The sequence below is a fragment of the Pseudomonas palleroniana genome, from assembly GCF_022836895.1.
GTDB lineage: Bacteria > Pseudomonadota > Gammaproteobacteria > Pseudomonadales > Pseudomonadaceae > Aquipseudomonas > Aquipseudomonas palleroniana.
Genome location: NZ_CP092411.1, coordinates 2,637,899 through 2,664,248, shown reverse-complemented (window position 1 = coordinate 2,664,248; position 26,350 = coordinate 2,637,899). Strand labels below are relative to the sequence as shown.

The 26,350-nt window shown below is 59.0% G+C and carries 10 protein-coding genes, 4 tRNA genes and 1 pseudogene; 3 read left to right on the top strand and 12 right to left on the bottom strand.

The features are described from left to right. Positions 1-83: 83 nt before the first annotated feature. The 4 genes from MJP36_RS12180 to MJP36_RS12165 are packed head-to-tail and all read right to left on the bottom strand — an operon-like array spanning position 84 to position 16,372. Positions 84-287, bottom strand: coding sequence for an MbtH family protein (locus tag MJP36_RS12180; RefSeq protein ID WP_279613788.1), 204 nt, complete (start codon positions 285-287; stop codon positions 84-86). Next, complete coding sequence (locus tag MJP36_RS12175) at positions 271-1,812, bottom strand: 4-hydroxyphenylacetate 3-hydroxylase N-terminal domain-containing protein (RefSeq protein ID WP_161549305.1); 1,542 nt, start codon at positions 1,810-1,812, stop codon at positions 271-273. The genes MJP36_RS12180 and MJP36_RS12175 overlap by 17 nt, the downstream gene beginning before the upstream one ends. 8 nt (positions 1,813-1,820) lie before the next feature. Continuing rightward, positions 1,821-15,065, bottom strand: coding sequence for a non-ribosomal peptide synthetase (locus MJP36_RS12170; protein ID WP_244385432.1), 13,245 nt, complete (start codon positions 15,063-15,065; stop codon positions 1,821-1,823). A gap of 5 nt (positions 15,066-15,070) precedes the next feature. After that, the gene (locus tag MJP36_RS12165) at positions 15,071-16,372 is read right to left on the bottom strand and encodes an NtaA/DmoA family FMN-dependent monooxygenase (RefSeq protein ID WP_218580638.1); all 1,302 of its coding nucleotides are present in this window, start codon (positions 16,370-16,372) and stop codon (positions 15,071-15,073) included. Positions 16,373-17,014: 642 nt separating this feature from the next. Here MJP36_RS12165 and MJP36_RS12160 point away from each other — a divergent pair. Next, positions 17,015-17,527, top strand: coding sequence for a methyltransferase domain-containing protein (locus tag MJP36_RS12160; protein WP_244385431.1), 513 nt, complete (start codon positions 17,015-17,017; stop codon positions 17,525-17,527). Between the two features lie 936 nt (positions 17,528-18,463). Further along, positions 18,464-18,652 (top strand): annotated as a pseudogene (locus MJP36_RS12155) (IS3 family transposase); the annotation flags it as partial. 1,135 nt (positions 18,653-19,787) lie between these two features. Here the strand turns inward: MJP36_RS12155 and MJP36_RS12150 are convergent. After that, positions 19,788-19,864: transfer RNA gene (locus MJP36_RS12150), tRNA-Val, on the bottom strand. A gap of 184 nt (positions 19,865-20,048) precedes the next feature. On the opposite strand from MJP36_RS12150, the gene MJP36_RS12145 reads away from it, so the two are divergent. Beyond that, positions 20,049-21,332, top strand: coding sequence for an NAD(P)/FAD-dependent oxidoreductase (locus MJP36_RS12145; RefSeq protein ID WP_244385430.1), 1,284 nt, complete (start codon positions 20,049-20,051; stop codon positions 21,330-21,332). A 157-nt stretch (positions 21,333-21,489) separates the two neighbouring features. On the opposite strand, the gene MJP36_RS12140 is transcribed toward MJP36_RS12145, so the two are convergent. The 7 genes from MJP36_RS12140 to MJP36_RS12110 form a co-directional block, all read right to left on the bottom strand. After that, positions 21,490-21,566 (bottom strand) — tRNA-Asp (locus tag MJP36_RS12140). Positions 21,567-21,670: 104 nt separating this feature from the next. Then, a tRNA-Asp gene (locus MJP36_RS12135) sits at positions 21,671-21,747 on the bottom strand. 55 nt (positions 21,748-21,802) lie between these two features. Continuing rightward, positions 21,803-21,878: transfer RNA gene (locus MJP36_RS12130), tRNA-Val, on the bottom strand. Between the two features lie 107 nt (positions 21,879-21,985). Continuing rightward, the gene (locus tag MJP36_RS12125) at positions 21,986-22,750 is read right to left on the bottom strand and encodes an SDR family oxidoreductase (RefSeq protein ID WP_161549918.1); all 765 of its coding nucleotides are present in this window, start codon (positions 22,748-22,750) and stop codon (positions 21,986-21,988) included. An 11-nt stretch (positions 22,751-22,761) separates the two neighbouring features. After that, the gene (locus MJP36_RS12120; protein ID WP_244385429.1) at positions 22,762-23,973 is read right to left on the bottom strand and encodes an O-succinylhomoserine sulfhydrylase; all 1,212 of its coding nucleotides are present in this window, start codon (positions 23,971-23,973) and stop codon (positions 22,762-22,764) included. Positions 23,974-24,038: 65 nt separating this feature from the next. Next, positions 24,039-25,544, bottom strand: coding sequence for an amidophosphoribosyltransferase (purF, locus tag MJP36_RS12115; RefSeq protein WP_017737850.1), 1,506 nt, complete (start codon positions 25,542-25,544; stop codon positions 24,039-24,041). Between the two features lie 41 nt (positions 25,545-25,585). Next, positions 25,586-26,143, bottom strand: coding sequence for a CvpA family protein (locus MJP36_RS12110; protein ID WP_060755779.1), 558 nt, complete (start codon positions 26,141-26,143; stop codon positions 25,586-25,588). Positions 26,144-26,350: the final 207 nt, after the last annotated feature.

Sequence of the window (26,350 nt, the reverse complement as noted above, 5' to 3'; positions counted from 1 at the left end):
TCAGACTCGGGGCGGGTTCGGCTAAGAGCGTCAGTGCATCATCAGCCCGCCTGGCTTATCCATGAGCACCGATGGCGAACGTCCTACCCCTGTCGCTGCCGTAGACTGGCGGGTCGCATGTCTGTCCAGCTTTGCGCAATGTAGGTCACGCAGTCTTGACGTGGCGCTGCACCGAACAAGACTTGCCAGCCATCCGGAACCTGGGAAAAGGCCGGCCACAGGGAGTGCTGCCCTTCATCGTTGCTCAGGACCAGGAACTGACCATCTTCATTATCGAACGGGTTCATTGCTATTTCTCCAGACAGGATTGATCCAGCCATTTTCGTCGTAATCCGCCAAGCAGCGTTCAACCATCTGCGTCATTGCAGACAGAGAACCCTCCTGCTTGGCCATCAACTGCAGATGCAGTTTGATTTCCTCATGATTGCCAGCGTAGTTGCGCTCATACAGTTCATGCCGCCCAGCGAACTCGGTGCCGACGCAGTCCCACAGCAACTTCAGCAATTTGATGCGCTCACGGTGCCCGGTACCGTTAGAACCGCGCACGTAGCGGGCCAGGTAAGCGTCGATCTCAGGATTGGCAAAGTCCTTGGCCGACGACGGCAGATAAATCAGCGCCGAAGCCACTATCTTGTTGATGATCTCCTTTACTCGGCCATAGGCATCCGGCGCCATGGCTCTGTAGGCCAGCGCCGCATGCAGATTGGGCAGTACCGCGCCATCAAGCCAACGGTCCGGCTCTCTGGCCATGGTATTGGCCAGTGACCAGAACAGGTGACGCAGCGCAATAACTTCGCCCAGCAAGACCTGGTTGCCACGGAAGGCATCGCCGCTGGTGGCATGCAAGACCTTGGTGAGGAGGCCGACAAAGAAATCGAGCTTGACTGAGAGTCGGATACACGCCTGGAAACAGGTCCCCTGCAAGATGCCGGAATCGGTCGGAAAGCGCTCCGATAACCCCTGAGGGCCGTAGTGCAGCACCGCCGACCAAGGCACAAACACCCGGTCGAAGACCAGAATGGCGTCGTTTTCGTCGAATCGCGAAGACAGTGGCGCATCGAAGGGCGTCAAGTTAGAGGCCGATTGCCACTCGTAGGAACTGCGGCAAATCACCTTGATCCCAGACGTATTCATCGGCACCAGGAACATGACGTTCTTGCTATTGATGCCGGCATGGTGACTGACAAAGGCGTACTGGCTCAGCGCCGCCGAGGTGGCCACCACTTTGGCCCCCGAGATAATCAGGCCGCCATCGACCTCCTCTTCAACGTGGATGTAGACGTCGCCGGTCTGCTCGGGACACGCACGATCAACCGGTGGATTGGCGATAGCATGGCTGATGAACAGCGCCTGCTCCTGAGTGCGCTGGTACCAGTTGCGAGCATTATCGGCAAAAGAGCCGTAGTAGCTTGCGTTGATACCGAGGGTATTCATGAAGCACGCCTTGTAGTCCGGCGTGCGCCCCATCCAGCCATAATTGAGCCTTGACCAGGCCGCGATAGCCTTCTGTTGCGCGATCAGTTGTCCGGCATCTGCACAGTGAAGAAACGACCGGTGAGTAAAGCCGCCATTGCCGGTATCGGTCGGGCAGGTCAGGACCGACTGTTGGACCGGATCATGTAGCGCGTCGTACAACATGGCCACAGAGCGCGCCGCTTGACGAAAGGCTGAGTGTTGCGTCACGTCGACAACACGCTCGCCATTCAAATAGACACAGCGATCATCCTGCAGACTTCTGAGATAGCCTTCTCCTGTAAACGGTCTATCCGTTGCTGCGGGCGCAGGTGACAAACGATGAGGGTCGTGGATCATTCTCGTATCTACTCCATTAACAGGGACTGAAGGATGGGACCGATTTGCGCGACAGCGGCCGGCTGGGTCAGATCGTCGTGATTTGCCGGCACGTCATACAGTCGGAAACCGCCGCGGGTACTCGCTCGCCATGCATTGATCGAATGGGGGTCGGTCGCATTGGCCGCACGCAAATAGATCAGGGGAGCCTGGATAGCAGGCGGGCTAAAGTCCGCGGATAGCCTGTAGTGATGCAAACTCACGTCCAGCAACGTGTCGAATACGCTGATCGGCAAGAAAGCAAACGGGCTGTCGTGGGAGCCCAGATAGGCAGCAACCTCCTCCCACCGAACGGTTTCGCGTGTGGGTGCCGGTACGGGCGCCGGGTAACCAAGCACTCGGAACAGATTATCGAGATGCTCTGGCGCACTGATGCTCGGCAGTGGCTCAGAATCGGCCAACTGGCTGTCGAGCAGCACCAGCCAATCGACCTGCTCGCCCATCGCCTCCAGTTGTTGCGTCATGGCGTGCGCTACCAGCCCGCCAAATGACCATCCCAGCAGACGATAGGGTCCTGTCGGCTGAACCTGGCGGACCGCCTGGAGATACTGTGAAGCCAGCTCGCTGATCGAGCCCGCCAACGGCTGGGCACTTAACGCAGGCGATTGCAGTCCGTATAGCGAAGCGCTCGCGCCCACATAGGGGATGAAACTGGCGTAGCTCCAACTCAGACCATAGCCCGGATGCACGCAGAACAATCGTTGACCACCGTCGACCTGATGCAAAGGCAGCAACACGGGTAATGCCGAAACTTCCTCGCCATCGTTAAGCCTGGCTGCAAGTGCGGCTACGGTAGGTGAATCGAATAGCCATCGCAGGCTCAAATCAACATGAGTGATCTGACGAATGCGCTTGATCAAACTGGCCGCCAGTAACGAATGCCCTCCCAGTGCAAAGAACGAATCGTCTACCCCTACCTGCTCCAGCCCCAACACTTGGGCAAACAGCTGCGCCAACTGTACTTCCTTCCGCGTAGCCGGTGCCCGGCCCGTACCGGCCTCACTGCGCGGAGCCGGCAATGCCTTGCGGTCAAGTTTGCCATTCGGCGTCTGTGGCAGTGCGACCAGGGTCATGAACAGACGGGGCACCATGTAATCCGGCAGCACCAGAGCCAATCCGGTCTGAACCGACACTTCATCATAATCCTCCCCAGACACCACGTAGGCCGCGAGCCGTCCGTCCCGCACCGTCACGGCACACGCTGTCACTCCTGCCTGTGCCGACAGCTGCGCTTCAATTTCGCCCAGCTCAATGCGGAAGCCACGGATCTTCACCTGCTGATCGCTACGCCCTTGAAACATCAGGCTACCGTCTGCTCGCCAGCATGCCAGGTCGCCGGTACGGTACATGCGAGTCCCTCCGTCAGCGAACGGGTCGGCCACAAAGCGTTCCGCCGTCAACACCTGTTGCCCCAGATAACCGCGCGCCAGTCCTGCGCCCGCAATATAAAGGTCGCCGCTCACCCCCACCGGGCATGGCAGCAGGCCGCTATCGAGCACATACACCCGGGTGTTCCAAAGTGGCCGACCAATAGGTGGCGCCCCGGTTGCGTGGTGGGTGATCTCCTGGCAGGTCGACCAGATGGTGGTTTCGGTCGGTCCATAGACGTTAAACGCGCGTGTTGCATGGTTGCGCAGCCCGATCGCCAGACGTCCACCGATCGCTTCGCCACCAACCAAGGCAGTCTGCAACGATAACGACGGCTGCTCTGCCAGGATGGCCTCCCACAAGGCCGGCGTCGCCTGAATGACTGTCGCCCGATCCAGTCGAACACGTTCGACCAGGCGGCTCGGGTTGCGCACTTCCTCAGTCCTGGCCAGCAATATGACGGCCCCGACCAGTAAGGGTAAAAACAGCTCGAGACCCGCGATATCAAACCCAAGGGTGGTCACCGCCAGTAAACGATCCGACGCCGATAACGCCAGCGTGTGTTGCATCATCGCCAGGAAATTCGCCAGGGCGCCCCGCGTAATGGCAACCCCCTTCGGCCTGCCGGTCGACCCCGAGGTGTAAATGACATAGGCCAGTTGTTCTCGATCATTCCGGGGCAATACCGACGGCCGTGTCGTGGCCAAGGGCAGCACCAGGCTGTCCAACACGCGCTTAGGCCGTGCATCCTCGAGCATCGCCTGCAAGCGTTGCGGCGGGTAGCTGGGGTCGAGCGGCAAGTAAGCCGCGCCGCTCTTGAGCACCCCCAGTAATGCCACCACCATCGCCGGTGTCCGCGGTAGCATCACCGCCACCAGATCCTCGGCCCCGATCCCTTCTTGCAGCAGCGTCTGCGCCAGGCGGCTCGACTGATCATCCAGTTGCGCATAGGTCATGCACTCATCGCCCTGTTCAATCGCGATGGCCTGCGGCGTCAGCTTCGCCTGCGCCATGAAACGTTCGACCACGTCCCCTGCCCCAACCTCGCGGTCTGTTGCATTCCACTGCTGCAGCGCTGCCTTTTCCTGCGCGCTGAGTGTGTGCAACTGCGCCAACGACCGCTCACCCGGCTGGGCCAGGCCCTGCAAAATCGTTTCCAGGCACGTCAGCCAGGCCCGAGCCTGCACCGGCGTGACGAAATCCGGCCGATAATCCAGGCGCAACGTGAGTTGCTCTGCAGGTTGCACCATCAAGCTCACCGGGTAGTGCGTCGCATCGTGGGCATCCAATGCACTGAGCGTGACCCCACGCACCATCGGCCACTGGCCTTCGAACGGGTAGTTCTCGAACACCACCAGGCTGTCAAACAGTTCGCCGTAACCGGCCTGCCCTTGAATTTCTGTCAGCCCCAGGTGTTGATGCGCCAGCAGGTTCGCCTGAGCCGACTGAATGCGGCCCAGCAAGTCCATCAACGGCTCCTGCGGCGCCAGCACGACCCTTAGCGGTACGGTGTTGATAAACAACCCGATGCGCTGCTCCACTCGCGTCAATTCAGCCGGACGGCCCGAAACCGTGATGCCGAACACTACATCGTGCTGGCCTGTCTGACGGCTCAACAGGATCGCCCAAGCGCCCTGCAATACGGTGCCCAACGTCAACTCATGACGTTTGGCCAGAGCCTCCAATGCGCTGGTCAGGCTCGCATCGAGGTCCACGCTTACTGCCTGCTGCCGCAAGCCCGTCGGCGACACCGTCAACGCCTGCCCCGCCAACAGCGTCGGCCCCTCCAGCCCGGCCAATGCGTCTCGCCAGGCGCTGCGGGCCGCAGCTTTGTCTTGGGTCGCCAACCAGGCAAACTGCTCACGCAGCGCCGGCCCAGTCCCCAGCACCTCACCGCCGTACAAGGCCAACAGGTCCTGCACCAGGATCGGCATCGACCAGCCATCAAGCAACATGTGATGGTTGGTCATCAACAGGCGGTAGCGCGTCAGCCCGAACCGCACCAGCCGGAACCGCGCCAGCGGTGCCAGCGCCAAGTCCAGGCGTTCCCCTCGATCGGCCTCCAGGAGCGCTTGCCATGCAGCCTCGGGGTCGGCTTCTGCTGACAGATCAACCTCAAACCAGGGCACGCTCACGTGTTTGCACACCACCTGTACCAGCGGCTCCAGCCCCTCGACTTGCGGAATCGCAATGCGCAGCGCCTCGTGCCGGGCGAACAACGCCTGCACCGCCGCACGCAGCACGGCCACATCCAACGGCCCGTCCAGCGTCAGCGCCAGTTGCACCAGATACGGGTCCGGCCCTTGGGTTTCGTACAGCGAGTGAAAATGCAGACCTTGCTGCAATGGCGACAGAGGGAGTACTTCTTGGATGTCGGGCAACGCTGTGGACAACCGGTCCAGCTCGTCTTGTGTCAGCCCACCCAGCGGCACATCTGATGGGGTCAGCCCTCCGCTCTGCAAGCTTGCCGCCACGTTCAGGGCATCCACCCATCGCTCGGCCAGTCCTTGCACCCGAACCTCGTCAAGCAAGCCAGTGGCAAATGTCCAATGCGCCTCAAGCTCTACGGTCTGGGCATTTTCCACCACCAACGCATCAAGCGAGAGTACGTGCCCCAACGGCATCTGAGGATCAATGCCACCGTCCAGGGACAGACCACCAGCGACTGGAGACCATGCCCCCCCTGCACTGCCGAAGCGCCCCAGATAGTTGAAGGCGATTTGCGGCACCCGACAGGCCGCCAACGCAGGTCGGGTCTGCTCGTTCAGCCAGCGCAACAGACCAAACCCGAGACCGTGGTCGGTCACCCGGCGCAAGCGCTCCTTGACATCCTTGATCAGGCTGGCGAAAGCCGGACCTCCCGCCCATGCGTCGGCAAGGTCCATCGCAGTGAGATCAATACTGAGCGGGCTCAATGTTGTGAACCAGCCGATGGTGCGGGACAGATCCAGACCACTCTCCCCTGGCTCACGGCCGTGCCCCTCAATATCGATCAACATCGGCCCTGCCGTTTTACGCCAATCCGCCACAGCGAGAGCCAGGGCTGCAAGCAAGACATCGTTGACACCACAGTTGAACAACGCCGGCACTTCACCCAACAATCGTCTGGTCGCACGGGCATTCAGACGGCGCACCACACGACCGGCGTCGCCTGCCGTGTCTTGTGCGGATAATGGCCGGTCGCCAAGCTGGAGTTCGTCTACCGACAGCGTCTCGTGCCACCAGTCAAGCTCGGCCAGGCGTTCCGGGGCGTAGGCTTGAGCCTGCAGGTGTGTGGTCCAGTGTTTGAATGAAGTGGGCACTGGCGGCAAGGCAATGGCCGCCGCCGAACTGGCTTGGTCATACGCCTGCGCCAGATCTTCGATCAGGATGCGCCACGAAACGCCATCGACCACCCAATGATGCAGCGTCAATAACAGCCACCCGGCTGCATCGCCACGGTCAAACCAGGCAATGTGTGCCATCCGGCCTTGCTGCGGTGCCAGACGTTGTTCTGCATCCTGCTGGGCCGCAGCGATGGTGTCGGATAACGCCCGAGATATCAGCGTCGTCACATCGATACGCTTAACAGCCGTGTCGGTAATCGCCTGCTGCGCAGCCGGCACCTCCAACCCGCCATCCGGAGCCAATGTCGCCCCCAGCAATGCATGATGCTGCAGCACGGCCTGCAAGGCCTGGAACAACGGCTTTTGCTGAACGCCTTGAGGCAACTCGATCAACATCGACTGACTGAACTTGGCCAACGGTCCGCCACGCGAGCCAAACCATTGCATGACCGGCGTCGGTTCAATCCTGCCGGTTCCATCATCCCAACCCAGGGCAACCGGCGTTTGGCTACGAACCACCAGGGCCAGCCGGGCGGGCGTGCGTTGCATAAACACATCGGCAGGCGCGAAGGTAAGCCCGACCAGTCGAGCCCGACTTACCAATTTAATGGACAAGATACTGTCCCCGCCCAGGGCAAAAAACGAATCGTCCACCCCTACCTGCTCCAGCCCCAACACTTGGGCAAACAGCTGCACCAGCTGTGCTTCCTGTGCCGTTGCCGGTGCCCGGCCCGTACCCGCTGCACTGCGCGGAGCCGGCAATGCCTTGCGGTCAAGTTTGCCGTTCGGCGTCTGTGGCAGTGCGACCAGGGTCATGAACAGACGGGGCACCATGTAATCCGGCAGCACCAGAGCCAATCCGGTCTGAACCGACACTTCGTCATAATCCTCCCCAGGCACCACGTAGGCCGCGAGCCGTCCGTCCCGCACCGTCACGGCACACGCTGTCACTCCTGCCTGTGCCGACAGCTGCGCTTCAATTTCGCCCAGCTCAATGCGGAAGCCACGGATCTTCACCTGCTGATCGCTACGCCCTTGAAACATCAGGCTACCGTCTGCTCGCCAGCATGCCAGGTCGCCGGTACGGTACATGCGAGTCCCTCCGTCAGCGAACGGGTCGGCCACAAAGCGTTCCGCCGTCAACACCTGTTGCCCCAGATAACCGCGCGCCAGTCCTGCGCCCGCAATATAAAGGTCGCCGCTCACCCCCACCGGGCATGGCAGCAGGCCGCTATCGAGCACATACACCCGGGTGTTCCAGATTGGGCGCCCGATCGACAGTTGCGCCGATTCCTGCGCACACAAAGGCAGAGTCATGGTGGCACACACGGTCGACTCGGTCGGCCCGTAAGCGTTGATGAGCCTGCGTCCCTTTGCCCAACGCAGGACGGTATTGGCATTCGCGGCCTCACCTGCCATCACGATGGTGCAGTCGCTCGGAAATGATTTCGGATCCATGACTGACAGCAACGCCGGCGGCAATGTCGCGCATGTGATGTGCTGGCGCTCGACCAACCCGGCCAGCCTTTGCGCCGACATCAGTTGGGCATCGGCCAGCACGAGCCGGGCACCGCTGAGCAATGTGATAAAGACTTCAGAGACTGAAGCATCGAAGGACACCGACGCGAACTGCAAGACACGTGCTTTGCTATCGATACCGAAGCGCTCTGCCTGAGCCTCCACCAGGCTGGATATACCTCGATGTGTGACAGCAACCCCCTTCGGCCTGCCAGTCGACCCCGAGGTGTAAATGACATAGGCCAGTTGGTCTCGATCATTCCGGGGCAATACCGACGGCCGTGTCGTGGCCAAGGGCAGCACCAGGCTGTCCAACACGCGCTTAGGCCGTGCATCCTCGAGCATCGCCTGCAAGCGTTGCGGCGGGTAGCTGGGGTCGAGCGGCAAGTAAGCCGCGCCGCTCTTGAGCACCCCCAGTAACGCCACCACCATCGCCGGTGTCCGCGGTAGCATCACCGCCACCAGATCCTCGGCCCCGATCCCTTCTTGCAGCAGCGTCTGCGCCAGGCGGCTCGACTGATCATCCAGTTGCGCATAGGTCATGCACTCATCGCCCTGTTCAATCGCGATGGCCTGCGGCGTCAGCTTCGCCTGCGCCATGAAACGTTCGACCACGTCCCATGCCCCAACCTCGCGGTCTGTTGCATTCCACTGCTGCAGCGCTGCCTTTTCCTGCGCGCTGAGTGTGTGCAACTGCGCCAACGACCGCTCACCCGGCTGGGCCAGGCCCTGCAAAATCGTTTCCAGGCACGTCAGCCAGGCCCGAGCCTGCACCGGCGTGACGACATCCGGCCGATAATCCAGGCGCAACGTGAGTTGCTCTGCAGGTTGCACCATCAAGCTCACCGGGTAGTGCGTCGCATCGTGGGCATCCAACGCACTGAGCGTGACCCCACGCACCGTCGGCCACTGGCCTTCGAACGGGTAGTTTTCGAACACCACCAGGCTGTCAAACAGTTCGCCGTAACCGGCCTGACCTTGAATTTCTGTCAGCCCCAGGTGTTGATGCGCCAGCAGGTTCGCCTGAGCCGACTGAATGCGGCCCAGCAAGTCCATCAACGGCTCCTGCGGCGCCAGCACAACCCGTAGCGGTACGGTGTTGATAAACAACCCGATGCGCTGCTCCACTCGCGTCAATTCAGCCGGACGGCCCGAAACCGTGATGCCGAACACTACATCGTGCTGGCCTGTCTGACGGCTCAACAGGATCGCCCAAGCGCCCTGCAATACGGTACCCAACGTCAACTCATGACGTTTGGCCAGAGCCTCCAATGCGCTGGTCAGGCTCGCATCGAGGTCCACGCTTACTGCCTGCTGCCGCAAGCCCGTCGGCGACACCGTCAACGCCTGCCCCGCCAACAGCGTCGGCCCCTCCAGCCCGGCCAACGCGTCTCGCCAGGCGCTGTGGGCCGCAGCTTTGTCTTGGGTCGCCAACCAGGCAAACTGCTCACGCAGCGCCGGCCCAGTCCCCAGCACCTCACCGCCGTACAAGGCCAACAGGTCCTGCACCAGGATCGGCATCGACCAGCCATCAAGCAACATGTGATGGTTGGTCATCAACAGGCGGTAGCGCGTCGGCCCGAACCGCACCAGCCGGAACCGCGCCAGCGGTGCCAGCGCCAAGTCCAGGCGCTCACCTCGGTCGGCCTCCAGGAGCGCTTGCCATGCAGCCTCGGGGTCGGCTTCTGCTGACAGATCAACCTCAAACCAGGGCACGCTCACATGTTTGCACACCACTTGTACCAGCGGCTCCAGCCCCTCGACTTGCGGAATCGCAATGCGCAGCGCCTCGTGCCGGGCGAACAACGCCTGCACCGCCGCACGCAGCACGGCCACATCCAACGGCCCGTCCAGCGTCAACACCAGTTGCACCAGATACGGGTCCGGCCCTTGGGTTTCGTACAGCGAGTGAAAATGCAGACCTTGCTGCAACGGCGACAGGGGAAGTACCTCTTGGATATCGGGCAGCGCCGTGGACAACCGGTCCAGCTCGTCTTGTGTCAGCCCACCCAGCGGTGCATCCGAGGGTGTCAAGGCTGGTTCCACATCACGCGCCATGGCTGCCAGGGCGGCTGGCGTCTTGTGCCGGAAAACTTCCGCCAGTGTCAGGGCCAAACCTGCCGAACGAGCCCGGCTAACCAGTTGAATCGACAGAATGCTGTCTGCGCCCAAAGCAAAGAACGAGTCGTCGACTGACACGCCATCAATGCCTAGCAACGTACCGAACAACCGCACCAACTCGGCCTCGCGCGGAGTTGACGGCGCCCGGCCAGTACCCGACAACCGTTGCGGCGCGGGAAGCAGCTTGCGGTCGATTTTGCCATTCGCATTGATAGGCAGAGCACTCAGGGTGACAAAAGCAGCAGGCACCATGTAGTCAGGCAACCGTTTGCCTAGCGAAGCCTGAACCGCGGCCTCGTTGTACCCGTCGCTGACAACGACATACGCCACCAAACGCTTCTTGCCGGGCACGTCCTCGCGAACCATGACCGTGCATGCCCGCAAACCGGGCTCGCCTAGCAACGCAGTCTCTATCTCACCGAGCTCAATGCGAAAACCACGTATTTTGACTTGCGCGTCATCGCGACCGACGAACTCCAACTGCCCATCCTCGCGCCAGCGGGCCAGGTCTCCGGTACGCATCATGCGCTCACCCGTCGAAGCGAACTTGTTCGCCACAAACCGTTCGGCCGTTTTGACGGGTAACCCCAAATAACCGCGGGCAAGACCATTACCCGCTAGATACAACTCGCCTGTAACCCCGATTGGGCAATAACGCAGTTGCTCATCCAATACGTACACGCTGGTATTTAAACGCGCACTCCCAATGGGTATGGGATTGCGCATCCCCTGCGCCGGCGTGCAGAGGTAGCGAGTCGCATAGACCGTCATCTCGGTAGGGCCGTACATATTGATCAAGTTCAGGGAGGGGCAATGCCGGGCAACACGACTAAAGGAGGAAAATGACGCGGCCTCTCCGCCAGAACCCAGGTACTGCAACTGACTGAGGCTGTCGATATCCTCCTGTACGATCACATTCAGCAAACTCGATGTGAGGAAGATCGTGCTGGCGCCGTACGTCTTGCAGAGTGCGCGCAGAGACTCCGGCGTCATGGGGCCTGGCGGCGCAACGATCACTTCTCCACCGGTAAGCAGCGGCAACCACAACTCAAAGGTGCTGGCGTCGAAAGCATACGGGGAATGCAATACAACCCGATGGCGTCCCGCGCCCCAACAGGGGTCAGCAACCATGGCGATAATCCCCGACTGGGCCACCTCGATACCTTTGGGCTCACCGGTCGAACCAGAGGTGTACATGATGTAGGCCAGCGCCGACGGTGGCACCTCGACCTGCCGCTCTCGCTCATCGCCTTCGGCAAGCACGGTCGCGTTCACGAGCAACACGGCGGGACCATCGCCCCTGACAAACTCGGGATCATGGGTCAGTACCAGATGACAGGCGGTTTCATCCAGAATGCGCTGACGACGCTCCAGCGGTAGCCCGGCGTACAACGGCACATAACAGCCCCCCGCTTTGAGCACGGCCAGTGTCGCGACCACTTGCTCGATACTGCGTTCGATAGCAACCGCTACCCGTGTTTCGAGTGTGACCCCAAGGGATCGAAGGCGATTCGCCAGGCGATTGGCTTGGCGGTCAAGCTCACCATAAGTCAGCATTCGCGCGTTATCGCGCAGCGCCACGTGTTCGGGTTGACGCTGGACCTGCTGCTCAAAACAGGCATAAATACTTTGCGCCTGGAATGGCTCTGACTCTGCCCCTCGACTCCAGGCACTCACGCGGCCAAGCTCTTGTGGCGACATGATCTGAAAATCGCTGAGTTTGCGATCCGGGTCAGCGACCACCTGTTCCAGCAAATACAGAAAGTAATCAGCAATGCGTTGCGCCGTCGCCTGATCAAAGAGTTCCTTGGCGTATTCCAAACGTGCGCTGGCGTCGTGCTGACCCACGCTGAACTCAAATACCAGATCAAATTTCGCCTGGTCGGCGTTCACGGGGCGTGGCGCTACACTCAGGCCGGGAAGACTCAAGACCTCGGGGTCGGCATACTCGACATTGAGCATCACCTGGAACAGCGGGTGGCGGCTGGGCATGCGCTCAGGATTGAGCATTTCGACCACCCAGCCAAACGGAACGTCCTGGTGTGCAAATGCGCGAAGATCAACTTCACGGACCCGCTGTACCAATTCGACAAAACGGGGATTACCTGAGGTGTCAGTACGCAGCAGAACACTATTGACAAAATAACCGACGAGGTTTTTTAACTGATCGTCGGTGCGACCATCAGTCGGGGTACCAATCGGCAAATCGTGCCCAACCCCCAAGCGCTCAAGCAAGGCCGCCAGGGCGGCATGCAAGATCATGAATAAGCTGGCTCGACAGGCTAGCGCAAGCGCCTGCAGCCGTTGCAACAGCGCCGAACCGAGCCGAAAGTCGATGCTTCCTGCTGCGCGCAAGGCACCGGCCGGGCGCGTGCGATCCGTGGGCAACGCCAATTCCTGCGGCAAGTTGGCCAGCGTGTCACGCCAGAACGCGAGCTGGCGGTAAGCCAGGCTGGCGGGGTCATTGGGCGAACCCAGTACCTCGCATTGCCATTGGGAAAAGTCACGATACTGAACGGGCAGTGCAGCAAGAACGGGTTTGTGACCTGCACACCTGGAGGTATAAGCCTTGGCCAAATCCCCGAAGAACACCGGTATCGACGCGCCATCGGCGGCAGCATGGTGAAGATTGAACAACAACACACTGCGTTCCCTGCCCATACAGAACAGCCAGGCACGTAACGGCAAGTCATGCTCAAGATCAAATGGCTGACGTAGTGCTTGTGCCATTGACGGTACCAGTTGCGCGTCAGTGACATCCTGGGTCATCAACAGGCCAGACAGAGAATCCTGCGCAAGCACGGATTGATAGCTGACGGTCGCGGAGGGCTTGAACAGCGTACGCAGCACTTCGTGCCTTGCAACCAGATCACTCATGGCTTGATCAAGTGCGGGGATATCGACACAGCCTTGCATATCGAACGCGTAAGGAAGGTGGTAGCTAGTTAACGCGTCCTCCTCCAACCGCGACAATAACCACAACGCTTCTTGCCCGAAGGACAGTGGCACCTGAGCCCGCGCCTGGCGCGGTGCCAAAGCCGGTCGACCGCTTTCGGCCTGATCCAGTAGACACGTGAACTGCGCTACGGTTGGCGCGTCAAAGAGCGCACTGACGGTCAACTCCACGCCAAACACTCGGCGAACCCGGCTAACCAACCGGCTAGCCAGCAGCGAATGCCCGCCGAGCTCGAAGAAGTTGTCATCGATACCGACCTGGTCCAAATCGAGTATCTGCGCAAACAGATCCACCAACATCTGTTGCTGCCGAGTGCTAGCCATTTTTGTCCCGACTTGCCTTGTTGCTGCCGGCAAGGCAAGTCGATCGATTTTGCCGTTTGGCGTATGTGGCAGTGCGGCCAGCTCGATAAACGTCGCTGGAAGCATGTAGTCCACAACACGACTGGCCAACCAGGCCCTCACTTCATGGCGGTCATAATCCGCCCCAGGAACCAGGTAAGCGATTAATGCCATTTCGCCTGAACGGTGCTCACCCACGGTGACCACTGCTTGGGTCACCCCCGGAGCCTCCATTAAGGCAGACTCGATCTCGCCCAGTTCGATACGAAAGCCACGAATTTTGACCTGCTGGTCTTCGCGCCCAATGAACTCGAACTCGCCCTCGGCGCCCTTGCGCACCCGATCACCCGTACGAAAGAGGCACGACCCGATCGGGCCAAATGGATTGGCGACAAACCGCTCGGCCGTCAAGGCCGCGCGCCGTAGATACCCTCGGGCAAGATGGCGCCCACCCACATACAACTCACCGACCTCACCCGCCTGGCTGGGGCGTAATTGCTCATCCAGCACATACACTTGGTTATTCGGCACGGGTTGTCCGATCTGCGGTTCACCACCGCTGTAGACCGAATACAGGCAATCGCCACTGACCTCTGACGATCCATACAGATTGACCAAACGGGCATCCGGCAGCAATTGGACAAAACGCTCAGCCAGCGCCTTGGGCAGGCGTTCACCGCTGGTGAACCACAATTGGCACGTTCGCAGATCCTGGACACTCCCCTCATCCAACAGCGCTGCCAACAGGCTAGGCACGACGGTAATACGCCCGGCCTTGAAAGCTGCCAGCTCCCGTGCCAACCGTGCCGCATCCTGGCCGGATTTGGCCGACGCAAGCACGACAGTGGCACCAGACACCAGCGGTGCCAGCAACTCCGTGGTGCCATCAATGAAACTGAGGGAGCTTTTAGCGAAGACCACTTCTCCCGCACCGAAGGGGTAGTGACTGGCCATCCAGGCCAAGCGATTAATCAGGCCGTCGTGTAGCCCTATCACGCCCTTAGGCCGACCGGTCGAACCGGAGGTATAGATGATGTAGGCGGGGTGAAGTCGACTGGATGCAATCGTTCGCTGCGCTTGAGTCAGCGGGTAGTCGGGATAGTGCGCAAGGTTGTCTCTGAATGCCGAATCATCCAAGCATACGGCCGGCACACAGCCGACAACCTCGGCCAGGCTGACACGCAGTGCGTTGGTAGTCAGTAAACACGTCGCCTCGGCATCCGCCACCATAAAGCGAAGATGCTCCTGGGGATAGCTGGGGTCGAGCGGCAGATAGGCAGCACCCACTTTCAGGACGGCCAATAGCGCGATGACCATTTCTTCCGAGCGCGGCAGAGCCAGCGCCACGATTGCTTCCGGACCAACGCGCTGCCCAAGCAGATAGTGAGCCAGCCGGTTGGCCGCTGCCTCCAACTGGGCATAATTCAGGCAAACATTATCCTGGATCAGTGCAGTCGCTTGCGGTGTTCTTGCGACCTGCCGTTCAAAAAGCGCTGTAACGGTCTCTACCCCAGGATCTACGATTTGATCAGAGCGAGCCCAAGACTGTTGTGCCGCTGATGTTGTTGCAAAATACTGATCCATACACATCATCCCACTGCAATTAGGCCGCGAGCACGCAACTCAGGCATCACGGCATGCGCAAATTCATCGAACGTTCCAGGGAAATGGGTAGGGGTGATGACAAAACCGTCGCAGCTATCGGCAAACAACGCTTCTAACTGGTCGGCGATATCGGCCCCGGTACCCACCAGCCGCGGGGTGCCGGTACTGCCAGAAAACCTTCGTGCGGCCTCAATGACCGGCATGTTCGGGTCCTCATCCATCAGCTGTGCCAGCCACGGCATCAATCCGCCGGCATCGACCGTGCGTGAATACCCACGCATGTCCAGGAAAGACTGAAGCGTCATCTGCTTTTTTACGGAGGACAAATCGCCGCCAAACATGACGGCGAAGAACGACATCGCGGCGTCATCGGTGATCAGCGAGTCCAGATACGCCGCTCTTGCCTTGGCGATGTCCATTGTCTCGCCGATCACAGGCTGCACAGCCGCCATCAAGCGGATAGCTTCAGGGTCCCGACCATACCGGGCGGCACTGGCCCGGATATCGGCACGCAACTTACGCATTCCGGCGCCATCACTCTGGATCGCAAAAACGACCTCACCCCAGCGGGCGGCAAAATCACAAAAGCGCGCTGAGGTGCCCGCCATCATCAACACCGGCCCTGGCTCCGCCCCTGGTCCGCGCGGCAGGGTCAAGGGTCCCTGCACATCGAAAAACCGTCCGTTGTGCGCAATGGGATGGATGCGCCCCGTGTCGGCGTACACCCCGCTAGCCTTATCTGCCACGACCGCGTTCTTCTCCCACCCCCCCCAAAGTCCCCGACATACCTGGAGCACTTCGTCTGCACGGGTAAAGAGATCCTCGTGGCTGAGCGGGGGCAAGTGAGCAAAATTGAGGTGATTGCTGGGGCCGGCCGAGGTCACCACATTCCATGCCATTCGCCCATTACTGAAATGGTCAAGCGTGCTCAAGGTACGCGCCAAGTGATAGGGTTCGTTGAATGTCGTAGACAGGGTCACGGTGAACTTCAACTGGCGTGTCACTGATAGCATCGCAGATACGAGCGCCACCGGATCATGACGCACAGTGCCCACCCCACCGGCCTTCACCATGGTTTCGTAGTGACCATCAGCGCCCATTGGTAGCGCCAACGATTCAGGAATAAAGGCATAGTCAAAACCGCCCCGCTCCAACGACAACGCCAAGCTTTCGAATAACTCCCGGCGGCAGTAATCGACTTCACTATAGGGATGGCGCCACATGGCACCGAAATGACTACCGGGTACCAATACATAGGCGGACAAAAGCATATGTCTTTCAGTCATGCCGTTCTTCCTTACTGAGAGTCTTTGCATATGGCAGGCCTACAAACACTGGCCACCGCAGAATAAACCTGCTGTTTAAGTGGCTGGCGAACCCTTGAGCTATTACCTGGACAATCTCGTCACAGCAATAATGATGCGCCGACAACACTGTCAATCAGCGAATTAAACAGATGAGTTTCCATTCGAATCCAAGAACGCTCACGACAGACAATCCTCACAATCAAAACTGCAGGATGCCGCCAGCTACAACGCTAGCCAAACTACGGAAACTCAGAACTAAACGTCACTAAAATATATTTAATGATTTTGATTTTGCAGGCAGCACAGTTGACGTGCTAAAAATTCAATCAACCACGCCATTCATTCAGCACTAAAGACTCACCCTTCTTCAGCCCTCATAAAAATATCGTTAATCTTTAATATATAACCGCCTATATATTAGCTTCCAGGTATTTCACAATGAACAGATTTTCATCCCCCCCCATAACACCCTCCTCGAGCGCGATCCAACCCGCCGCCTTGCGAGAGTTTCTATACGACACCTACGCTGACACCCCGAAACTACTGCGGGTACTGGGATCACTTAGGCCTTATGTGTGCCCATTCGACCGGTTACTGCCTTTTGTGCCAGCAGGTGCTTCAGTGATCGATTTTGGCTGTGGTCATGGGGCATTGCTTGTCATGATGGGTGCGATTTCGCGCATATCCACAGGCATCGGCTGCGATATTGCAGTCCCGGCACTCGCCGCAGCGCGCGCAGCAGCACGGCGCCTGGGCTTGGAAGATACACTGACATTCCTACCGGTCCACACCATTGATGAAGTGCCCCAGGGACCGTTTGACGTGGTATCGATGGTTGACGTACTGCATCATGTTCCCGTCGCTGAGCGGGAAGCTTTTATCCACTGCGCAGCAAGCCGAGTTACTCCCGGCGGAGTGTTTATCTTTAAAGACATGACAACTCGCTCACGCGCGCGCCAGTTTGCTCATCAGCTGGATGACTGGATATTCACGCGGGAATGGGTTGTGCCTGTCAAATGCGAAGAAGTCGAACAATGGGCAAATACGGCCGGCCTCGAACTGCAGCATGATGCCTATATTCCAAGGCTGGTTTACGGTAACGAACTCAGGATATTCAAGCGTCCGCTGGAGTGACGACGTACGCACTCTACCGATGCTGTTCATTATTTTGCCGTATCAGACGGACAAGGCGGGACACATAAAAGCGTATAAAAAAATTCAACCCCACACATCTCATACAGGCGGCATGCAAAAAATATTACCCCCCAACATCAAACCAAAACTTCAACATCAAGCTTATTACTGAACATTTTCAAAAAACTATAACGACACTCTCTACGCACCTATACGGCACTTCCACAAACCTTATCAAATATTTCACGATTTTTTATATTGGAAACATTCAGATGCGTGTACTCACCCGCCCAATCCTGGCCCCTCCTCTTGCGCCGTCACGTCGAACAACATCTCGTTTATCCACTGCATCGGACCTGCTTGGGCTGAGCTCAATCGCCGCACAGGTCTGTTGGGCGTACTTCGGCTTGGGCTGCGCCCTGTCCTGGCCAGGGTCTTCAATTGAATCGCTGCAGCCGTGAAAACTCTAAAATGGGATCTATACTCAATTATGCAGCCGTGTGCTCTACCCATCCTGCATGGCGCTATTGCCGATAATGAGGTTCCTGCCATGTATGCCGGACAAATGAAAAGTATGGCGACAACCAATGGCGAGATACGCTGCCAGATGGTCGTACAAATTATCTGCCTACTGTCGGTGGCTACACTCTTCTGCTGATCATCCTTGATACATCGACGTGCGCCGCAAGGCGTCGCGGGGTTACCGTTACCAAAATTCCGAAATCGAGCAAAACGCAGCGGCGTATATGGCATTGCACGCTATGGGGTTAAGCCGTCTATCGTATTCAGTATCGAGACCCGTCACGCAGGAAGATAACCAGACACTATCAGGAGGGGCACGACGAAAAGAAGATCGAGTACTTGGAGGCTGGCACCGAATTGGCGATCTGAGGAGGGCGTTTTGCAAAAGTTTTGCAAATCGCAGTGTCTAGTCCTCTTGATGTCATAAGAGCACGAGCGCACACGCTGATTAATCAGTTGAGTGCCCGAGAGCTGGTCAATTGGCTTTCGCGCTCGTGTTACTAAGCCCACCGCCTCAGGCACCGAACTCTGCACGTTGAACGGCTTCGGTTGCGCAGCCGGGTCAACGAACTGTTTACGCAACGTCGAAGCGCTGGCGGTACGAACGGCGACGCCAAACCAGGGACATTACGATTGATTCAGGCCCAAGCAAACCATTAACTTTGGAACAATGAAGATAACGACGCAAATTATTAGTGGCAACATAAACACCTGCAAGTGCTTGCGCTGAATATCACCCCCAAATTTCGAGTTTATTATTGACGCCCCCCTTTACTGCAAGTGCCAAAAACAAAAACGAGCAACAGCGAAAGAATGATTGACATATCCCCACCAACCTGCAGAAGCACCGTAAAAACAATATGAAAATTTGATCAATACAATACAGCATCCCACGACACTCCATCATAAAATCGAAAGATCAAATTTACTATTTAACACCACTTTGGCTAAGAGCCATTGGTTAGCCGCCCCGCATTTCCGACGATAACACCTCCCGTAAAAGCGACACCCGCAGAAGCCAAGGTGCGGCCAATACTGGCGGGCCCCATAATCGCCCCACCCAATGCTCCCGACCCAACGGCTGCCATTAACTCACCTGCACTGAACGAGGCCCCGCCAATAAGCCCTCCAACATAAGCTGTAGCACCGGCAGCTGCGCCCCCAATGGCCCCCGGGACACCGTAAGCGCCAACCACGGCTTCCGCTTCCTCGATGGTAACTTCACGCATTTTTTACTCTCCCTGAATATAGATTAAATCACTTGAGCTTTGGCCTGCCCAAAGCAGTACATCATTTGAGATAACTTAACCCGCCAACCTTCAGGCATGTTAGGTGGAGCGCTAAAGGAGACATATTTTACGTAGCATCTTTACGTAGAATCCTGAGATGCAAAAAGCCTCGAGACCTTGATCTACGGGGCTTTTTTGTACGGCGCAGAAATAGCTGTTCGAATCCCAGATACCGATGAAGATACAACGGATTTCGAACCCGTCCGATTTGGCCAAAAGGGGCGCTCGCTAACGGCGTACCGATGATGCAGTTGCTGTCCAGAAGGTCCGCAACCGTACCGATACCCCGCCTCCAAATCCTTTCAGCGTTTGAGCGTACTCCGGCATTCACATTGCCCAGCGTGAACGAAGCCCATGAATTGTGAACGCTCTGCATAAATCCAAGACAACAAAAAAGGGCTCACCTTTCGGTGAGCCCTTCCAGACCGCCCAGCAGAGCGGATTTTGTTTGGTAGGCGCGATTGGACTCGAACCAACGACCCCCACCATGTCAAGGTGGTGCTCTAACCAACTGAGCTACGTGCCTGCTGTGAGGCGGCATTTTACGGAATTCCGGAGGGGTGTCAACATCTTTTTTGCAGCTAACCCTATGAATATGCGAATTTTTTATTTGCGGCGGGTATGCCCGTGATTTTTGGGTAGCTGGCAGGCAATTTTCAACTCAGGTAGGATCGGAGCACTCGTAAAAAATATAAAACAGAGGTTCCAGGATGGCGAACACCCCCTACCCCCAGTCGTATTACGCAGCCTCCGCCAATGCGGTCCCGCCTCGCCCGACGCTGCAGGGCGAAGTCGAAACCGATGTGTGCGTGATCGGCGCCGGCTATACCGGTCTTTCCAGCGCGCTGTTCCTGCTCGAAAACGGTTTTCGCGTGACGGTGCTGGAGGCCGCCAAAGTGGGGTTCGGCGCCTCGGGTCGTAATGGCGGGCAAATCGTCAACAGCTACAGCCGTGACATCGATGTGATCGAGCGCAGTGTCGGCCCCAGGCAAGCCCAGTTGCTGGGACAAATGGCATTCGAAGGCGGCAGGATCATTCGCGAGCGCGTGGCCAAGTATCAGATCCAGTGCGACTTGAAGGACGGCGGCGTGTTCGCCGCACTCAACAGCAAGCACATGGCTCATCTGGAGTCGCAGAAGCGCCTGTGGGAACGCTTCGGCCACACTCAGCTGGAATTGCTGGACGAACGCCGCATTCGCGACGTGGTGGCCTGTGACAACTATGTGGGTGGCATGCTGGACATGAGTGGCGGGCATATCCACCCACTCAACCTTGCATTGGGAGAAGCTGCGGCCGTCGAGTCCCTGGGGGGCGTCATTTATGAACAGTCGGCGGCGGTGCGCATCGAGCGCGGCGCCAACCCGGTAGTGCATACCGCCGAGGGCAAGGTCAGGGCCAAATTCATCATCGTCGCGGGTAACGCCTATCTGGGGAACCTGGTGCCGGAGCTGGCGGCCAAGTCGATGCCCTGCGGTACTCAAGTCATCACCACGGCGCCACTGGGCGATGAGCTGGCGAAGACACTGCTGCCGCAGGACTACTGCGTAGAAGACTGCAACTACCTGCTCGACTATTACCGTCTCACCCGCGACAAGCGCCTGATCTTCGGCGGCGGCGTGGTGTATGGAGCACGCGATCCGGCGAACATCGAAGCGATCATCCGACCGAAGATGCTCAAGGCCTTTCCGCAGCTCAAGGATGTGAAAATCGACTACGCCTGGACCGGCAATTTCCTGCTGACACTCTCCCGACTGCCGCAGGTCGGGCGCCTGGGCGACAACATCTACTATTCCCAGGGCTGCAGCGGCCATGGCGTGACGTACACGCACCTGGCAGGCAAGGTATTGGCCGAGGCACTGAAAGGCCAGGCAGAGCGTTTTGATGCGTTTGCCGACCTGCCGCACTACCCATTTCCGGGCGGACAACTACTGCGCACGCCGTTTGCGGCACTCGGGGCCTGGTACTACGGGCTGCGGGATAAGCTGGGGTTCTGACAGCACGGTGAGAGCCGGCTCGCCGGCTCTTCTGGTAGTTTTCCAAATCGCAGAAACAAAAAACCCCGGTCTTTCGACCAGGGTCTTTGCTATCGGATCAAAGTAGCCAGAGGCTTTCTTTGTGCTTCAAGGCGTTCAGTGGGCCTTGAGGCAGATATGGCGCAGCGGACGGGACTCGAACCCGCGACCCCCGGCGTGACAGGCCGGTATTCTAACCGACTGAACTACCGCTGCGTATCGCTTGACCAGCCAAGGCAAAACCTCAACTGTCTTGGAACATCTGATCGATCAGCCTTGGCTGTTCGATCTCAAGCCCGACATATCGGACCTGGAGAATATGGCGCAGCGGACGGGACTCGAACCCGCGACCCCCGGCGTGACAGGCCGGTATTCTAACCGACTGAACTACCGCTGCGCGTCGGTGCAACCTTTAACGTTGCGTCTTGCCCCAAGGCAAAACTCTCAAGAAGTGGTGGGTGATGACGGGATCGAACCGCCGACCCTCTGCTTGTAAGGCAGATGCTCTCCCAGCTGAGCTAATCACCCTTTGCTTCGTTGAGGCCGCGAAATTTACGCAGGTAACGGACCTAAGTCAATAGCCTGCTTGAAGTTTTTCTGAAAAAGACAAAATTACTTCAAGCCGGCCACCTGCCCTACTCGCTGTAAATCATCTTCTTGCTCATACCGCCGTCCACCACAAACTCCTGCCCGGTAACGAACCCCGCCTGGCGCGACAGCAACCACGCGACCATCGCTGCCACATCCTCCACCGTACCGACCCGGCCCGCCGGATGTTGAGCATGGTCGGCATCGGTCAGGGGCTCGGCACGCCGTGCGGCAGGATCACGCGCATCGATCCAGCCTGGGCTGACGGCGTTGACTCGCACTTCCGGCCCCAGGCTCATCGCCAAAGCGTGAGTCAGCGCCAGCAGGCCACCCTTGCTCGCCGCATAGGCCTCGGTGTCCGGTTCGGATTGACGCGCCCGGGTCGATGCCAGGTTGACGATGGCGCCACCATGGGCACGCAGGTACGGCGCGCAATGCTTGGCCAACAACATCGGCCCACTGAGGTTTACCGCCAGCACACGATTCCAATACGCCAGATCCAGGCTTTCCAGCGTGCTATTGCGCGGGTCGGCGACCGCCGCGTTGCACACCAACGCGTCCAGGCGACCAAACTGCCCCAAGACCTCGGCGACACCCTGGGCGACCTGTTTCTCGTCAGCCACGTCCATGCTGATAAACCAGGCATTTTCGCCCAGCACCTTGGACACCTTGGACCCACGCTCGCGGTCCAGATCGGTCAAGACCACCTGCCAGCCCTCGCTGATCAGCCAGGCGGCGATCCCGAGGCCGATCCCCCGCGCCGCGCCGGTGACCAGCGCGACACGCCCATTACTGGCGACCGCGGCTTCCATGGACCACTCGATCACAAGGCTGCCAGCCCGCGAGCCAGGTCCGCCTGCAGGTCGGCCACGTCTTCCAGGCCCACCGCGATGCGAATCAGGCTGTCACGGATGCCCGCCGCTTCACGCTCCTGCGGCGCCAGGCGGCCGTGGGAGGTGGTGCTCGGATGAGTAATAGTCGTTTTGCTGTCACCCAGGTTCGCAGTGATGGAGATCAGGCGCGTGGCATCGATAAAGCGCCAGGCGCCCTCTTTGCCGCCCTTCACTTCGAAACTCACCACGGCGCCGAAACCACGCTGCTGGCGCTGGGCCAACTCGTGCTGCGGGTGGCTCTTGAGGCCGGCGTAATGCACCTTCTCGATCCCTGCCTGCTGCTCCAGCCACTCGGCCAGGGCCTGGGCGTTGGCACAATGGGCCTTCATCCGCAGGTTGAGGGTTTCCAGGCCCTTGAGGAAGATCCAGGCGTTGAAAGGACTCAGGGTCGGGCCAGCGGTGCGCAAGAAGCCCACCACTTCTTTCATCTGCTCACTGCGCCCTGCTACCACGCCACCCATGCAACGGCCTTGGCCATCGATAAACTTGGTGGCCGAATGTACGACGATGTCCGCGCCCAGTTTCAACGGCTGCTGCAACGCCGGGGTACAGAAGCAGTTGTCGACTACCAGCATCGCGCCCTTTGCATGCGCCACCTCGGACAGCGCGGCAATGTCCACCAACTCGGCCAGCGGGTTGGATGGCGACTCGACGAACAGCAGCTTGGTATTGGGTTTGATCGCCGCATCCCAACCGGACAGGTCCGCCAGAGGCACGTAGTCCACTTCGATACCGAAGCGCTTGAAGTACTTTTCGAACAGGCTGATGGTCGAACCAAACACACTGCGTGATACCAGCACGTGGTCGCCGGCACTGCACAGGCTCATCACCACCGCCATGATGGCGGCCATGCCAGTTGCCGTGGCCACCGCCTGCTCGGCACCTTCCAGCGCCGCGATACGCTCTTCGAACGCACGGACGGTCGGGTTGGTATAACGCGAATACACATTGCCCGGCACTTCACCGGCAAAACGCGCAGCCGCGTCGGCAGCCGTGCGGAACACGTAGCTGGAGGTAAAGAACATCGGATCACCGTGCTCACCTTCCGGGGTGCGGTGCTGACCGGCGCGCACAGCCAGGGTATCGAAAGCTACGCCATCGAGGTCGCTGTCCAACCGACCGGCATCCCATTCCTGACTCATGCTGCGACTCCTTACTCAATGCTTTATTTAAGATACAAAACCGGCCCCTCAGGGCCGGTGTCTACTCAGTTGTTGTACAGATCGATGATCGCACTGACCGCCTGGGTCTTGATCTTCGAGGAGTCGTTACGCGCCTGCTCGATCTTGTTCAGGTAAGCCTCGTCGACATCACCGGTCACGTACTTGCCGTCGAACACGGCACAGTCGAACTGCTCGATCTTGATCTTGCCACCGCCAACCGCTTCGATCAGGTCCGGCAGGTCCTGGTAGATCAGCCAGTCGGCGCCGATCAGGTCAGCCACATCCTGGGTGGTGCGGTTATGGGCGATCAACTCGTGAGCACTCGGCATGTCGATCCCGTACACGTTCGGGTAACGCACGGCTGGCGCAGCGGAACAGAAGTACACGTTCTTCGCACCGGCTTCGCGGGCCATCTGGATGATCTGCTTGCAGGTGGTGCCACGCACGATGGAGTCATCCACCAGCATGACGTTCTTGCCGCGGAACTCCAGCTCGATGGCGTTGAGCTTCTGACGCACCGACTTCTTGCGCGCCGCCTGCCCCGGCATGATGAAGGTACGGCCGATGTAGCGGTTCTTCACAAAGCCTTCGCGGAACTTGACGCCCAGGTGGTTGGCCAACTCCAGTGCAGCGGTACGGCTGGTATCGGGAATCGGGATGACCACGTCGATGTCGTGCTCAGGACGCTCGCGCAGGATCTTCTCGGCCAGCTTCTCGCCCATGCGCAGGCGTGCCTTGTAAACCGAAACGCCATCGATGATCGAATCCGGGCGCGCCAGGTAGACGTGTTCGAAGATGCACGGGGTGAGTTTCGGGGCAACCGCGCACTGGCGGGTGTGCAGCTTGCCATCTTCGGTGATGTACACCGCTTCGCCCGGTGCCAGGTCGCGGATCAGGGTGAAGCCCAGCACGTCCAGGGACACGCTTTCGGAAGCGATCATGTACTCGACGCCTTCGTCGGTATGACGCTGGCCGAATACGATCGGACGGATACCATGGGGGTCGCGGAAACCGACGATGCCATAACCGGTGACCATGGCCACGACCGCATAACCACCGACACAACGGTTGTGCACGTCGGTGACGGCGGCGAACACGTCTTCTTCGGTCGGCTGCAGCTTGCCGCGCTGGGCCAGCTCGTGGGCGAACACGTTGAGCAACACTTCCGAGTCAGAGCTGGTGTTGACGTGGCGCAGGTCAGATTCGTAGATCTCCTTGGCCAGTTGCTCGACGTTGGTCAGGTTACCGTTGTGCGCCAGCGTAATGCCGTATGGCGAGTTGACGTAGAACGGTTGAGCTTCGGCCGAAGTCGAGCTACCGGCCGTCGGGTAACGCACATGGCCAATGCCCATGTGCCCAACGAGGCGCTGCATGTGACGCTGGTGAAACACGTCACGCACCAGGCCATTGTCCTTGCGCAGGAATAACCGGCCGTCATGGCTGGTCACAATACCGGCAGCGTCCTGGCCGCGGTGCTGGAGGACGGTTAGCGCGTCATACAGCGCCTGATTGACGTTCGACTTACCGACGATACCGACGATGCCACACATGCGACGCAACCCCTACTTAATGAATCTTGACTGAACACAACTTACTGAGGCGTTTTGGCCGGTAAGAGGTGCTCCTTGAACGGAAGATCAGCGGGTACGCTGATTCCGCTGGCCAGCCACTGACTGCTCCACCCCAATATGAGGTTCTTGGACCAATCTGCAACCAATAGAAATTTTGGCACGAGTACCGACTCCTGCCACCACGAATCCTGCTGTACCGGCCCCAGGCTCAACAGCCCGACCGCCACGACCACCAGCAACGCGCCACGCGCGGCACCGAAGGCCATGCCGAGAAATCGATCGGTCCCGGAGAGGCCGGTGACACGTATCAACTCGCCAATAAGATAATTGACCATTGCTCCCACCAGCAGCGTGGCGATGAACATGATGGCGCAGCCCGCGATGACGCGAGCCGAAGGTGTCTCGATGTATCCGGCCAGGTAGACCGACAATGAACCGCCGAACATCCAGGCTACGACTCCTGCGATGATCCAGGTCAGCAACGACAATGCTTCTTTTACAAAGCCGCGGCTCAGACTGATCAAAGCGGAGATGGCGACGATTGCAACGATCGCCCAATCAACCCAGGTAAATGCCACAGTGCAGCCTACATACGGATAAGGCGGCGCATTTTAGCAGAGCGTCGGGCTATCGGTAAGCGGTGATTGCGCGTGCTTTGCAAAACAATAGTTGGTGATGCAAAGGCCGCATTTCAACCCCACCCCAAAAGCACTGTGGGAGGGGGCTTGCTCCCGATGGCGCTGGGTCAGTCAAAAAATCTGAACTGACACACCACTATCGGGAAC

What these genes read in the sequence shown, in the direction of transcription:
- MJP36_RS12125 (WP_161549918.1), bottom strand. Translation starts at nt 22,750, where the DNA reads ATGGAAGCCGCGGTCGCCAGTAATGGGCGTGTCGCGCTGGTCACCGGC.
- MJP36_RS12180 (WP_279613788.1), bottom strand. Translation starts at nt 287, where the DNA reads ATGAACCCGTTCGATAATGAAGATGGTCAGTTCCTGGTCCTGAGCAAC.
- MJP36_RS12165 (WP_218580638.1), bottom strand. Translation starts at nt 16,372, where the DNA reads ATGACTGAAAGACATATGCTTTTGTCCGCCTATGTATTGGTACCCGGT.
- MJP36_RS12175 (WP_161549305.1), bottom strand. Translation starts at nt 1,812, where the DNA reads ATGATCCACGACCCTCATCGTTTGTCACCTGCGCCCGCAGCAACGGAT.
- MJP36_RS12120 (WP_244385429.1), bottom strand. Translation starts at nt 23,973, where the DNA reads ATGAGTCAGGAATGGGATGCCGGTCGGTTGGACAGCGACCTCGATGGC.
- MJP36_RS12145 (WP_244385430.1), top strand. Translation starts at nt 20,049, where the DNA reads ATGGCGAACACCCCCTACCCCCAGTCGTATTACGCAGCCTCCGCCAAT.
- MJP36_RS12170 (WP_244385432.1), bottom strand. Translation starts at nt 15,065, where the DNA reads ATGGATCAGTATTTTGCAACAACATCAGCGGCACAACAGTCTTGGGCT.
- purF (WP_017737850.1), bottom strand. Translation starts at nt 25,544, where the DNA reads ATGTGTGGCATCGTCGGTATCGTCGGTAAGTCGAACGTCAATCAGGCG.